General features: G+C 42.8%; 9 protein-coding genes. 8 read left to right on the top strand and 1 reads right to left on the bottom strand.

Going from position 1 to position 14513, the window contains the following annotated elements; genetic code table 11:
- Positions 1-645 (bottom strand): IS1595 family transposase (locus C3B73_RS06900; RefSeq protein ID WP_103664703.1); only part of this gene is annotated, 645 nt, incomplete at its 3' end.
- A 137-nt stretch (positions 646-782) separates the two neighbouring features.
- Here C3B73_RS06900 and C3B73_RS06895 point away from each other — a divergent pair.
- From C3B73_RS06895 to C3B73_RS06860, 8 genes are all read left to right on the top strand, one after another.
- Positions 783-3209 carry a hypothetical protein gene (locus tag C3B73_RS06895; protein WP_103664863.1) on the top strand — a complete coding sequence of 809 codons (2427 nt, stop codon included), beginning with the start codon at positions 783-785 and terminating at the stop codon, positions 3207-3209.
- Between the two features lie 135 nt (positions 3210-3344).
- Entirely contained in the window at positions 3345-3923 is a 579-nt protein-coding gene (locus tag C3B73_RS06890) for a hypothetical protein (protein WP_103664862.1), read from the top strand.
- Between the two features lie 568 nt (positions 3924-4491).
- Entirely contained in the window at positions 4492-4953 is a 462-nt protein-coding gene (tnpA, locus tag C3B73_RS06885; RefSeq protein ID WP_103664861.1) for an IS200/IS605 family transposase, read from the top strand.
- Positions 4954-5332: 379 nt separating this feature from the next.
- Complete coding sequence (locus C3B73_RS06880; RefSeq protein WP_103664860.1) at positions 5333-8368, top strand: efflux RND transporter permease subunit; 3036 nt, start codon at positions 5333-5335, stop codon at positions 8366-8368.
- A 39-nt stretch (positions 8369-8407) separates the two neighbouring features.
- Positions 8408-9481 (top strand): efflux RND transporter periplasmic adaptor subunit, encoded by a 1074-nt coding sequence (locus tag C3B73_RS06875; protein WP_103664859.1) that lies wholly within the window; start codon positions 8408-8410, stop codon positions 9479-9481.
- A 148-nt stretch (positions 9482-9629) separates the two neighbouring features.
- Positions 9630-10016 carry an endonuclease domain-containing protein gene (locus C3B73_RS06870; protein WP_103664858.1) on the top strand — a complete coding sequence of 129 codons (387 nt, stop codon included), beginning with the start codon at positions 9630-9632 and terminating at the stop codon, positions 10014-10016.
- A gap of 72 nt (positions 10017-10088) precedes the next feature.
- Complete coding sequence (locus C3B73_RS06865; protein ID WP_103664857.1) at positions 10089-13253, top strand: efflux RND transporter permease subunit; 3165 nt, start codon at positions 10089-10091, stop codon at positions 13251-13253.
- A 13-nt stretch (positions 13254-13266) separates the two neighbouring features.
- Positions 13267-14424 (top strand): 6-bladed beta-propeller, encoded by a 1158-nt coding sequence (locus C3B73_RS06860; RefSeq protein ID WP_157939442.1) that lies wholly within the window; start codon positions 13267-13269, stop codon positions 14422-14424.
- Positions 14425-14513 lie beyond the last annotated feature (89 nt).

The raw sequence follows: 14513 nt of genomic DNA, 5'->3' as shown, positions 1-14513 counted from the left end.
CAGTAAGATCTTGTATAAGTTTTGATTTCGATGATTAAAGCGATATTCAGTTTCTTTTAAATACACATAAAAATGAGATTTCGATACCCCATTAAATTGAGCCAACCGGCGTTTGGCATAACTCCAAAAAGATTCAATGCCATTAATGTGACTCGAGGAATTGGCGAATTCATCCTGGCCATGTTGAACACGATAATGTTTGTCATAGCCCACATCCACTAGGCCATTATAGCCTCGCCAACCATCACTGTGAATCACACTGGCCGGGGCCACTTTTCCACGTATAATACACTGGAGTGTCTTTTTTCTTGCATCAGGGACAATTTCGGTATAGACTTTGCCCTTACGTTTGAAAATGCCAAAGACAATGGTTTTACCCGAAGCTCCTCGTCCTCGTTTACCAGGAATTCGTCGTGGACCAAAATAAGACTCGTCAACCTCAATGATGCCTTGGATCCGAGCCGATTGCTCAGACCATCGAGCGATGTGATGGCGCAGTTTGTCAAAGATCACGGTAACCGATCGCAATGAAATGCCGGTTAACTCAGCCGTTTCCGTTGCGGTTAAATCTAACGAAAAACACTTGATCAGATGCCGAAATTTAGCTTCTGAAATATGTGACCGTTTATAATACTTGTTATTCATTGTATAGCAATATGTTACAAGATTTTATAACATGCTATACTTCATAAGACCCATATTTATTATAGTTGTATGAAAAGTTCTAATTCAATAGTATGACGTTATCGATCAACAAATTATATGTATAAAAATTAGTCAATATGATTAGTTATGATGAGGCAAAATCAAATCTTGGTAAATTAATTAATTGGTTTGAACACCATAAGGATGATAGAAATGAGTCAGATACAAGATTTCATTTAATCGATAAAATCTTATTAGAGGTTTTAAATTGGCAGCCCGAGGATATTAACACAGAAACTCATCATAATGGTACATTCACAGATTATATTTTATCAAGTCCAATTCCTTTAGCAATAATTGAAGCAAAAAAAGAAGGAATATATTTCGAACTTCCAGTTGGTAATAAACAAATTACTAGGAATTTAAAACCACTATGTAATGATAATGATGAAATAAAAAAAGCTGTTCAACAAGTTGCAAGTTATTGTCAAGAAAGAGGAATTGAAATAGCTATAGTTACAAATGGGTGGCAATTTATAGTATTTATAGCTAATCGAACTGATGGAATTCCACCACTAGAAGGGAAAGCGTTTGTTTTTGACTCACTCGATTACATAAATGATAATTTTAGAGAATTTTGGAATGTATGTTCAAAAGATGGCGTAACGGAAAAGTATTTACAAAAACAATTATCAGAATCAGAGTTTGAAAAACTACCCCCAAAAAATTCTCAAACATTAGACCGATATCCAGGTTTAAAAAACAGAAATCCACTACAAACTGATATGCAAATTTTAAGTGATTTGGTATTGGAAGATGTAATTAAAGAAGAAGAGGTTGAAGAAGAGTTTTTAAAAAGGTGTTATTCAAAGAGTGGTGCATTATCTCAATATTCACTTGTTAGTAAACAAATTCTAAGGACTAGGTATAAGTTTTTATTTGAAGATAAGGAGAGCAACTTATCAATAGATAAAGCAGTTAAGAAGAAGGGTATTTCTAAGGATTTGGTTGAAGTAATATCAAATAGTCTAAGCCGAAGACCAATTCTTTTAGTTGGTGATGTTGGTGTTGGAAAATCTACATTTATAAGCAATCTAGTTAAAGTCGATGGGAAAAGTATTTTTCGTAAAACTATTGCATTAAGAATTGATTTAGGTTCTAGAGCTATTTTGAATAAAGATCTAAGAGATGCACTTGTTGAAGAGATTGTTAGAATTTTAAAAGAAGAAAATGACACTGATATTCATGAGGATGGCTTTGTAAGAGGAACCTATCATTCTAAACTGCAGGCATTTAAAAAGGGTGTTAATAAAAGGTTATATGATGTTAATCCAGGATTAGCTTTAGAAAAAGAAATTGATTTTTTAGAGAAACTTCAAAATGATAAAATTAATCATGTTAAATATTCTTTAGAGCATATCAGTAAGGCTTGGGAAAAACAGATTGTAGTTTTTATTGATAATTGTGATCAAAGAAGTGATTCAGTCCAACAAGATGCTTTCTTAATTGCACAAGAGATTGCTGAGGACTGGCCAGCATTAGTTTTTTTAGCTCTTAGGCCTGAAACTTTTCATAGGTCTTTAAGATCTGGTGCTTTAAGTGGTTATCATCCTAAAGCTTTTACAATATCGCCACCTAGAATTGATGAAGTGATAACAAAAAGGTTGGATTTTGCTAAAGATATAACGAGTGGAGAAATACCAATTAGACAAATTAACATTACCACAAATCTGTCAAGATTGGATACTATGTTAGAAGTATTATCTTTTTCATTAAAAAGAAATCCAACCCTAATTTCATTTATTGATAACATATCGAATGGTAATGTAAGGATTGCAATTGACTACGTGAAACAGTTTTTAGGAAGTGGTCATGTTGATACAAAAAAAATATTGGATATTGTTGAAGATCAAGGAAGCTATTTGATACCACTTCATGAATTTTTAAGAGCTGTTATCTTTGGAGATAATTTTTATTATGACCCAAATACCTCATCAGTAGTCAACTTATTTGATGTATCACATAATGATAAGAAAGAACATTTTTTGCTTTCAATATTATTATCGATTCTGCAACAAAAAGCAAAAGATGGTAAATCTGAAGGCTTCATAGAGATTAATAGAATTTATGAAAACATACAGAAATTAGGTTTTAATGCTTCTCAAATCGATTCAGTATTAACTTTTAGTTATAAAAAGAAATTAATTGAAAGTTCTAGAAAAGGTGATATACATCAAACTGACCAACTTCCTTCATTAATAAGAATTACTACATTAGGTGCATATCATATAGATTTTTTAATTTCCAACTACGCATATTTTGATGCAATGTGTGTAGATATTCCAATATTTAATGATAATGTATTTGAAGAACTCAATTCCTTCAACGAATTTAATATCGAAGAGAGATTAGATAGAGCTGAACTAGTCTTGGACTACCTTAATAATATTTGGAATGAAATTGATTTGAAAACTGAAATATTGAATTGGCCACATGAAAGTGCTAAGCTAAAAGAAAATATTAATAAGGTTAGAGGGAAGGTTGAGAATAAAAATAAAAGTTAGAGTTTATTTTATCAGTTAAGTTCAATTAAAAATACATCCTGGCTCACGGACCCTCAGAAAGCCTGTATCAGTATTTGGAGACAGGGCGGAGAGCTTGTCAGAAGTATATCATTCCAAAATGCTTCATCTGTTCCGGTGAGGGCAGTACCGGTATCCGGGTCGTCCTATGTTTGGCAACCTAAAACCTATAAAGAGAATGGGTTTGAGCTTGCGATATCGGATCATCAGACTGTTGTTAAAGAATGGTTGGGTAAGATCCGAACCAAACCTACTCATGCCAGGTTTTTGAAGGAAGGGAGTATAACCGCAGATAGTTCAGGTATTTATTATGCAGGATATAACTCGGGTTTCATTAAAGCTTTTTCAATGAATGGAAGTAATGTAGGGGACATTGAACCTGTAGAGGCTGTTCCTAAACCTGAGGTCATCACTAGAGAAATGGACTTCGAGGGCATGAAAGATGTGAGAGTTACGAAGTTAAAGGACGGTTCTGTCATTGCCGCCCTCGATATGGAGGTTTATGATGAGAGGCTGTTTGTTCTGTTTTCTGGTAGTTCGATGGGCCGGGCTAAATCCATCGATGTGTATAATACACGAAACGGAAGATATGAATTCAGTTATGCATTGGAGGATCAACATATCCGAAAGTTTGACATAGCAGGAGACCGGATCTTTGCGATATCCAGCATTGATGGGGAGAATCATTTGATTTAATTTCCTTTGTCTACTGAATAAAAAAATGAGAATCGGAGTCTAATTATAGAAGTTGCAGAATTTGATCCCTTTCAGTAGGATGAGCCTGGTCCTCAAAGTGTAATTTCAGGTTATATCAACATACCGCACCTACGGCGCGAGGGTATGGTGTGGGGTTCCGTGGTTTACATACATGTTGCTCCTATGGAGCAGGGTTAGGGTTTGCCCTGTTCCTATTGCTGTATTACCGAGGCCGGTCCAAATGCCGGTTTATATTATGGGAAAAGGGGTTTTTGCATTAAGAAGCTTTTTAGTACTGACCGCAACATGATCCGGTACCTGTCCCGATAGGGACAACATGCTTGTAAAAAGTGTAGCACCAATAAACCACGTCCCATAGGGACGTTATGTTGAGTTAGTTTCGGACTTACAGGTTACTTCAGGAATATACCGTACCTACGGCGCGGAGGCATGTTGTGGGATACGGTAGGTTACAAACATGTTGCTCCGATGGATCAGGAGGAGAATTGTTTTTTTTAAAAAATTTGTAAGGGATTGCTTTGTAATCGCTCTAACTAAAAAAAGAGAAATGGCGAACACCTACACTCAACTTTATATTCATTTTGTTTTTGCGGTGCAAAACAGAATCAGTTTGATCCAACCCGAGTGGGAGGAAGAACTCTACAGGTACATAACAGGTATCATCCAAAACAAAACCCACAAAATGATTGCTATTAACGGTATGCCTGATCATCTCCACATGTTTATAGGTTTCCAGCCAAAAGGAGCCATGTCAGAATTGATCAAGGTCGTAAAAGGGGAGTCTTCAAAGTGGATCAAAGACCGGAGACTCGTTCATGGCAGGTTTAAGTGGCAGGAGGGGTATGGAGCTTTTTCACACAGCCGAAGTCAGATCGATCGGGTTTATCATTATATCCAGAACCAAAAAGAGCATCACCGAAAGAGAACGTTCAGGGATGAATACCTAAACCTTCTCAAAAAGTTTAATGTGGATTATGATGAAAGGTATGTTTTTAAACCAGTGGAGTAGGAGCAGTAATTCATACTCTAAAACCTGTCCCGTTAGGGGCAGCATGCTTGTTAAAAGAATGTCAGCACCGAAAACTACGTCCCATAGGGACGTTATGTTGAGTTGGAATCTGGTTTGTAAGTTTCATCGGCAACATACCGCACCTACGGCGCGGGAGTTGGACAATAGGTACGGTTTTACAAATATACTGCTCCGATGGAGCAGGGTTTTTGCCCTATGCGATATTCACAATGGTTGGATGCACCGGAACGAGTTTATATAAAACTATTTCCAAAATTCACTCGACTTTTTATCAGGAAAACAAACCGTTACTAAATCCATAGTTTCCATATCCCAATTTATTTTACTATTCTGTGCTAAGTAACCTAAAATTTTCTATTTGCTGCTTAAAAAACCTATAGCGTCTGTAATTTTAGTTCTGGCGGTACTCATTTTCGGGGGTATTGCATTGGAACGGCTCTCCATAGAGCTCATGCCAGATATTGACCGGCCCACTCTATTGGTACGTACCGATTATTCCGGTGCGCCCGCTTCGGAAGTGGAGTTTCGCATTACCGAGCAGCTGGAAGGGATGCTTTCCGGGGTTCGTGGGGTTCAGGAACTGGAATCTCTTTCGCGGCAGGGACAAAGCCTCATCTTCCTCACCTTCGAGTGGGGGTTTGATATGGATATCGCTTTCCTGAACGTACGGGAGAAACTGGATCAGGCCCGGTATATGCTTCCTGATCAGGCCGATCGCCCACAACTGGTGTATTCGTCGGCTTCGGATGAGCCCATTGCGACCATTGCCTTGCAGCTGGCTAATGTATCCAATCAGGAATTTTCGAACCGGCTTTCCCTGAAACGCTGGGCTGATCAGGTGTTTACCCGACGCCTGGAACAGCAGGAGGGCATTGCCCAGGCTTTGTTGGTTGGGGAAGTGCAGCCCGAAGTACAGATCCGGTTCAACCCGCGCTTTATTGACCGCTATGGATTGTCGCTGTCCCAAATTCAACAATCCGTGCAGGATGCCAATTTGTTTTCATCTACCGGCGAGCTTAGGGATGGCTGGTACCGCTACGCCCTCAAGATCGAAAGCAGGATAGAGTCGCTGGAGGATCTTCGAAAAACGCCTGTCATTTCCCTGGCCAGCGGACGGGTGCTATTGCTGGAGGAACTGGCGGAGGTCCGTATGGCCGAGGCCGACCCGACGTCTTTTGCCTTGCTGGATGGGGAAGAGGTGCTGAACGTACTCGTTAAAAAGGAATATGGCTCCAACACGGTGGAGGTCTTTGAGACGCTGGAAAATGTATTGGCGGAGATCCGCGACCAAAATCCGGATATTCTCATCGAGGTGATACAGGAAGATGCGAGCTATATCGAGAACTCCATTTCCAATTTACTGCAAACCCTGTTGATCGGTGGCGTGCTGGCCTTCCTCGTCTTGTTCCTGTTCCTGGATGATGCGCGGAGTCCGTTTACTATTGGGATCTCCATTCCCGTCAGTATCTTCCTCACCTTTGTGGTGATGTTCCTGTTCGATATTCAGCTCAATATCATATCCCTAAGCGGACTCACCCTCGGGATTGGTCTGCTGCTGGATAATGCCATTGTGGTGCTGGAGAACATCAGTCGTTATCGCCAAAAAGGACTGGGACGATTTGAGGCTGCCCGGGAAGGGACCAAAGAGATCAGCCTGGCCGTAACGGCTTCCACATTCACAACCATTTCGGTTTTCCTGCCGCTTATCTTTCTGGGCGGATTTGAAGGCGCCTTCTTCCGTGATCTGGCCGCCACGCTTTCATTCAGCTTGATCGCCTCACTATTAGTGGCTTTGTTCATCCTACCGGTCTTTGTGGCACAGATCAGTAAGCAATCAAAGTCCAAAGGAATTCTAAGTAAAGTCTCCAATGGACTTGATAATATTGTTATGGCTTATGAGCGAAACCTTGGACGGGTCATTCAAAAGCCTTTGCCCATCATTCTTGTGGCCGTAGTTTTACTAGCCGGTGCAGCCTTTGCTTTTATGACCACTGATAAAGCCGTACTTCCCCCCGACGAGCCCTCTAAAGTGGATTATCTGATTTCCATGCCCGGAAACACGGCTCTGCGTTCTGCCAAGCAGGCTTCTGCGGATGTGACCAACATTTTGCTGGAGCGCACCGGACAGACCAATATTCTTTCCCTTGGAGGCTACACCGATAATACGAATCTAAGCTCCATCACCAATGAGGGGCTTAACAAATTTACTATTTCCGTTCCCGTTTTGGGTTTTGATGAGGCAAGGGAAGTGGAGCGGATCATGGAAGGGATCGCCCGAACCTATGCTAACTGGACCTTTCAAAAAATATCAGATGATGCCACGGGTGTGGTTGCGGTTGGACAGGATGCTCCGGTGCAGTTCAGTGTGGTTGGCACCGATCGGGCTTTCAGTAACCGTGTGGCCGGTGCTTTTTCAGATTTCATGAGTCAACAGTATGGTGAAACAAGCCTTGAACTCAAATACCCGCAGCGGATACAGGCCTATCAGATCCGGTTCAGGTCGGAGCAGATGCTGGCCTTTGAGCTTACCGAGGCAGAAGTGATCCGTTACCTGGAATCGCTGACCCGCGGGGCGTTCATTACCGACTGGAACCGTCAGGATGAACAGATATCCATTCGATTGATAGGAGAGCGGGGGCGATCACTGGATCCCACTGAGATCACCCTGGATATCAGGAATAAGATCATACCGTTAACCGATGTGGCGGAGATCTCCCGCATTGATGAAGCGGAACAGCTGGAGCGTATCCGACAGGCTCCAATACTGACCTTTAATTCCGATCTGACCTTCATGGATTGGTGGTGGGATGGAGGAGAGATCCAGCAGCTGGTCAATCAATTTATGCAGGAATCGGGGCATGAGATACAGGTGCGCGGTTCAGCCCTGCAGGTCATTAGCCTGCTGAAAGAATTAGGGTGGCTGCTGATGATCAGTGTGTTGTTGATCTATCTTATCCTTGCCATACAGTATGAAAACCTGAAATATCCGTTCATTATCATTCTGGCCATTCCCTTTGCGTGGATAGGTTCCTTCTTTGCCATGTATATCGGAGGTGTAAGTTTGAACGCACTGTCGTTCATGGGCATCCTGATCCTGACCGGTATTGCCGTAAATGATTCCATCCTGAAGGTCGATTTCATGCGTCGCTATTTTGAGGAAACGGGGAACCTGGAGGAAGCCATTAAGCAGGCGGGTATTAATCGGTTCCGGCCGGTGGTCATGACAAGTATGACGACGATCCTGGCATTGATCCCAATGCTGATCCCGTTTGGCGACGGATATATCTTCCGACAATCATTGGCCATTGCACTGATGGGTGGGATGATCACCAGTACCTTTTTGACCTTGTATTTGATCCCATTGGTGTTTAAATGGACGAATGGGACCCAGTAGAATATCGAATAATGAATATCCAATATTGATTAATGAATTATGAAAAAATCACTGTTTTACTGTTTACTGATCACTGTAACACTGATCTCTGCTTGTAAGAATGAGCGGGAGACACCTGAGGCTCCGGATATGGACAGTGTGGAGATCCGCCCCGAGGTGGTATTTGATGTGGTGGACGATGAACCGTTGAATTTCTATATCGAGAGTCGCGGGGTGGTGGAACCGCTAAGGCAGACCAAGGTCGTGCCAAGGATAAGCGGGTATGTGGAGTCGTATATCATTGAAGAAGGCCGGCAAGTGAATAAAGGAGAAGTCCTGCTGCAATTTGTGGATGATGAATGGGAATATGAGGTGGAGCAAGCCCGGCAGGAATATGTGAAGGCTGAGAATCAGTATGAGATCGACAAGCGACTCCGGGAAGGTTACACCGGCGAAAGTAATGACGAAATGATCCGGATCAACAGTGGACTGGCGGATGCCGAGGTGGCCTACGAGCGTGCGAAATTAAATTTGAGTTACACAACGGTGAAGGCTCCATTCGCCGGGCGACTTTCTTTACAGAATGTGGTCACGAATCAAAGTTTTATATCCGAAGGCTCTTATGTCTCAGCCGGTACGGAACTGGCTTCACTGATCGATGCCTCAACCGTAAGGGTACGATTTGATGTGCTTGAATCTGAGATCAACAATCTGGATGAGGGTATGAAGGTAGAATTGTTTGGCCCTGGGGGCAACGGATATGAGGGTGAGATCATCGCCATCTCCCCGGAGGTCAATGCGGATACTAAGACCGGACAGGTACTGGTAGAGGTGGGTAACCGTGAGTTTGGCCTGAAAACGGGCATGACGGTCGATGGACGGGTGTTTGTGCGCAGTCAGGAAAGTAAGGTCCGCATGCCGCGTGAGGCCCTGTTGGAGCGTGATGGAAGAACTCTTGTATTCCGTTTACTCAATAATGAAGAAGTTGAATGGATCTATGTGAGTCCCGTTGCCATGAATTCCGACTGGGTCTTGATCGATCATCCCGAAATTGAACCCGGAGATACGCTGGCAGTAGATCAGCACTTTAGTATTAGTCATCAGCAGAAAGTGGTGCCGCTTTTGGTTAATTAAAAAATTCAAAATTTAAAATGAAGAATGGATGCTAAGAGCATTTTAAATTTTTCATTTTTAAACCACTATTTGAGATGATAATGCTTTTACGAACCAACAGATTTAACCAAGAATTTCCCCTCTTGGGAGGGGATTAAGGGGTGGGTAAATGTCGCCAAGGAGAAAAATCATTCCATATCGAAAAGAATTAGTTTCAATAGCTAAAAAACTTCGGAAAAACTCAACTCCAGGAGAAATTGAACTATGGAAAGGACTAAAGAAAAAACAGATCCTGGGTTACGATTTTGATCGCCAGAAACCCATTCATAAATACATTGTAGACTTTTATTGTAAAGATTTGAGACTAGCCATCGAAATTGATGGTCGGTCTCATGATTTCAAAATTGGATATGATCAAGTAAGACAACAAGAACTAGAAAATTTGGGTGTTTCTTTTCTGAGGTTTTCTGAATCAGATGCAAAACATTATACACAAAGTGTGTTAACTGAAATTGAACGGTGGATCTTAAAAAACTATGGAAGACCCACCCCTTGATCCCCTCCGAGGAGGGGAAACTCCAAATTAATTGTATTTGCGTTAAGCGTATTTAAATTAATCATAAAACTCTTGAAAGAACTCCTTAACCGAAAATACCTCGTTTCTTTTTTCTATATCATCGTGTGTGTGATAGGGGTGGCGGTATGGCGTGTGTTGCCGGTTGAGAGCACGCCTGAACTCAACTTACCTTCGGTAACGGTCAGTTATAACTGGGGCAGTACGTCTCCCGAGATCATGGAGATGGAGATCACCCGAAAGGTGGAAAGAGAAGCCAATCGTCTTCGGGATGTGACTGATATTCGCTCCATCACTCAGGAGGGAAGGTCTTCAGTGACCATTACTTTCCGCAAGGATTCCCCGGTTGATTACCGCGTGCTTGAGCTGAGGGAATACCTGTTTACGCTGGATGAGAATCTTCCTGAAAGTGTGTCACCGCCAAGTATCACCCGTCAGGTTCCCGATGAGCTTGAAGATCAGCAGACCTTTATTGTCTATACGCTGAATGGGGATATGGCTCCGCGACAGCTGCTGGAGTATACGCGAACCAACATCCGCCCGAAGTTACTCTCCATAGAGGGACTTGCCGAGGTGGCTATCCGTGGCGTGCAGGATCCGGCACTGGTCATTGAATTCAATGTGGATGAGGTTGAAAAATACGATTTGTCACCCCGGCAGATCTTATTGCAGGTCCGTGAGCAGCTGAGCTGGCGTTCTGCCGGATTTCTGGAAGAGGGCATTTCCCGCTACAGTCTGATCATCCCGCCAAAATTCAACAGCATTGCCGATATTGCCGGACTCAAAGTTGAACTTCCCGGTTCCAGAAAGCAACTGGTACTGGATGACCTTGCAGAAATATCCGTTCAGGATTACCCGGCAAAATCCATCAAACGCATAAACGGAGATCCAGCCCTGACCATAGAATTTGTGAAGGAATCGGGAGCGGATGCCTTTACACTGGCTGAAAATGTACTTCAGGCGATGGACGATATTGAAGCCCAGCTCCCGGAAAGTTTATCCCTTATGCTCACTGTAGACTCCACAGAGGAATTGCGTCAGCAGTTTGATGACCTTCAGCTGCAGGCCATCGTAAGTGGGATACTGGTATTCTTTGTGGTGATCCTGTTCATCCGTAAGCTCAGGGCCCCTTTTGTGATCATGGGCAGCGTGGCCTTTTCCGTATTACTAAGCCTGATCGTGCTATACTTGCTGGGATATAGCCTGAATATCATCACGCTGGCTGGAATCACAGTGGCCCTCGGTATGCTGATCGATAATGCGGTGGTGGTTTTTGAACACTTGAATCCCGGTTTGCCAGCTGAAAAATCGGGGCGTATTGAGCATATACTAAATGAGATCGGAAATTCGGTGGTGCCGGTACTGGGAAGTACCTTTACGACAGTAGGGATCTTTATCCCGCTGCTGTTTGCCCTCGATGAACTTCGAATTTTCCTGGTGCCGTTGGCCGTAGCTCTAACGGTTACACTGGTTTGTTCAGTTTTAATCGCCTTCACGTGGATTCCCTATGCACTGGTATGGCTCACCCCAGAGATCACAGAGAAGAAAAGATCCGGTCGGGTCTCAGGCTGGCTGAACCGTTTAGTTATGAAAAGCTTCCTGTTGAAGTCAAAACTCAGATGGATACTGCCGGTAGTCCTGATCGGTGTGATAGGTCTGCCGCTATTTGCTATTGAGGAACCGGAATGGGATTCTGAAGAGGGAACCTGGTGGCCGGAATTCACTCAGGTCTATTTTGATAACCGGGATTCCATTGACGACTGGATTGGCGGACTGACCAAACGGTTTTCAGACGAAACCTACTTTGGCAGTCCCTGGAGGCGTGGGAATGAGCAAAGCATCAATGTGTACATTCAGGCCCCTCAGGGCACGCCGTTGTCAGAGATCGACAAGATCGTGAAGAATTATGAGACCATCGTGGAGCCTTACGCCCATGCCTTTAAGTATTATGAGGCCAATCTGTCAGAATATTTTGGAGCCCGAATGCGGTTTGTAGTCGATCCGGAGTATCTGTACGATACCGACCCCTACACCTTTTTTGGGGAGGCCGCATTCCTGGGTGCCCGAACCGGGAATTTTGCCTTGTCTGTATCCGGGTTGAATCTTCAGGGGATCAGTACCGGATTTGGAGGAGGTTCCTCCAACCACTCCATTCGCCTGGAAGGCTATTCATACGATGAATTACTGAACCTGGCCAAGGACATAGAACGCAGATTGAAAACCAGTCGCCGAGTGCGGGAGGTGGATATCAACTCAAGCTATTACTATCGCCGGGATGATTTTCAGCAATACATACTGCGGTTGAATGAAGAGCGCATACTTGCCAATGACCTGAACCGAAGGGAGGTCATCTCAACACTGATGCTGGACTTGAACCCGGAGAATACCGTTGGCAAGGTCGAGTTTGGGGGGCAGGAAATGTATCTGATCGGGCGGAGTGAGCGCGACAGGGCCTTTGAGAAAGACATGATGAACCGGACCCGAAAGTTTGGGGACGTGAACTTCAATATCAGCCGGATCGGTGAGATCGTGCAGGAAGGAGGTTTGACGGAGATTCGGCGCAATAATCAATCATATGAAAGAACCGTAACGGTGGATTATCTTGGGAATTACCGCATGGGACGGGATTTCATTGAATCGGTGATCGAGACCACACCCGTTCCGGTAGGGGCTGAGATCAATTTTGGACGCGGATTCTTTGGCTTCGGCAACGATGACAGCAGCCGGAATTTCATTTTTATCGCCCTGTTAAGTCTGCTAAGCGTGTGGATGATCGTGTCGGCCCTGCTTGAAAGCGTGAAGTATCCCATCTTTGTGATCATGGCGGTGCCATTCAGCCTTGTTGGCATCATGCTGGGTACGCTGGCCAATGATATGGCTTTTGATCGCGGGGCTATTGCCGGCTCATTGTTATGTATCGGAGTGGTGGTGAATAATGCGATCCTCATTTATCATCAGAAACAGCTGGAAAATGATAATGGTATCTTTGGGTTGCGCTGCTGGATGCATGTGTACCGAAAACGCATCCGTGCTATTCTGATCACGACGGTAACCACCATCACAGGATTGATCCCGATGATGATATTCGGCAACAACGAATTCTGGGAAAACCTGGCCATTGTGGTCATCTGGGGACTGTCGATCAGTACGATCCTTTTGTTGGTGATGACGGGGTTGAGGGTGAAGAGTTCTGCTGAAAGAATTAAAAATGTAGAATGAAAAATTCAAAAATATGGGAAAACTATATAGATATTTGAGCATGTTCCTTCTTCATTTTTTTGTTATTGGGGGTGTAGTAGTCTCACAACCGATAGAAATAATGAATCCACATGAAGGGTTATGGCAGGCAAAAGCATTCGTTCCAATTGAATTCAAGAAGGTTCGTTCTTTTGGTAAAGAATTCCCCGATCAAGGCATTGCGTTTTCAACAAGGGGTAAAATTGTTGGTTTGGATACAGATGCAGAAGAAAATATATATGTGTTAGACAACCAATTGAACATTTTAGTTAAGTTTTCAGATTCAGGCGACCTGATCTGGAAAATTGATCAGGAAGGAAGGGGACCAGGAGATCTTGAAAATCCATTAGCTATAGCAGTCAGTAAAGAACACGTATTTGTATCAAATATTTTTGGTTCGAGGCTAGATGTATTTGATCTAAAAGGCAGGTTTATTAGATCAATTGACATGTATGACATATCAACAAACCCCGTCAAAATTGTGGGTGTCCTGAACAAATCCTATTTAGTGTTAGAAAATGTAGTGTATGGAAAACCCGGTATTAAAATCTCTGTTTTAGATATTGAAAATGAATTTGAATTAGTATCACAGTTCAATGCATTTGACGATACTGATTTGAATATTCCTGCAGGTGCTCAGATAGCAAAAGAAGCTACCGTTATAGGTGAACATATAGTCATTGCGGGAGTGGCTAATTATCGATTGGATTATTATGATTTATTTGGTTCAATCTATAAAAGCATAAAAAGAGATTTTCCGGAATTTGTAAGAGTTGGTGTTGCACGTAATTCTAGCCGAGGATATGCAGTTCAGCTTGGTGGCCTTACCAGCTTTTATCAGCTTTCGGATAGTTTACTTATGAATAATGTTGTTTGGCCGGAAAACATTAAAAATCCTGATAAAGCTGCTGAATCGGCATTGAAGGGTGAATTTGTGCCATTGGAGGCAAAGAATTCATTAGATTTTTATTCGAAGAAGGGTGAATTATTGTATTCAATTTTGTCAGATGGTTTTAGGCCTAAAATTGGCAGTATATTACATAGCGATAAAAACGGACACTTGTATACTGCAACTAATGATCCTTACCCGAGAGTGATTAAATATGAAGTGCTTTTATTACAGAGTTCACAAAGTTTGAGTAAAGAGCGCTAGTTTGAGACATCTTTGTGAACCTTCGCGTTCTTAGCGGTTATGCTATAGTACCAAAGTTATATTTAAAAAAACGAGAACAGATCAATCGA

This window comes from Gracilimonas amylolytica (assembly GCF_002911695.1).
In the GTDB taxonomy this organism is placed as follows: Bacteria; Bacteroidota; Rhodothermia; order Balneolales; family Balneolaceae; genus Gracilimonas; species Gracilimonas amylolytica.
This window is presented reverse-complemented; position numbering and strand designations above follow the sequence as displayed.

What these genes read in the sequence shown, in the direction of transcription:
- tnpA (WP_103664861.1), top strand. Translation starts at nt 4,492, where the DNA reads ATGGCGAACACCTACACTCAACTTTATATTCATTTTGTTTTTGCGGTG.
- C3B73_RS06870 (WP_103664858.1), top strand. Translation starts at nt 9,630, where the DNA reads ATGTCGCCAAGGAGAAAAATCATTCCATATCGAAAAGAATTAGTTTCA.
- C3B73_RS06860 (WP_157939442.1), top strand. Translation starts at nt 13,267, where the DNA reads ATGGGAAAACTATATAGATATTTGAGCATGTTCCTTCTTCATTTTTTT.
- C3B73_RS06875 (WP_103664859.1), top strand. Translation starts at nt 8,408, where the DNA reads ATGAAAAAATCACTGTTTTACTGTTTACTGATCACTGTAACACTGATC.
- C3B73_RS06895 (WP_103664863.1), top strand. Translation starts at nt 783, where the DNA reads ATGATTAGTTATGATGAGGCAAAATCAAATCTTGGTAAATTAATTAAT.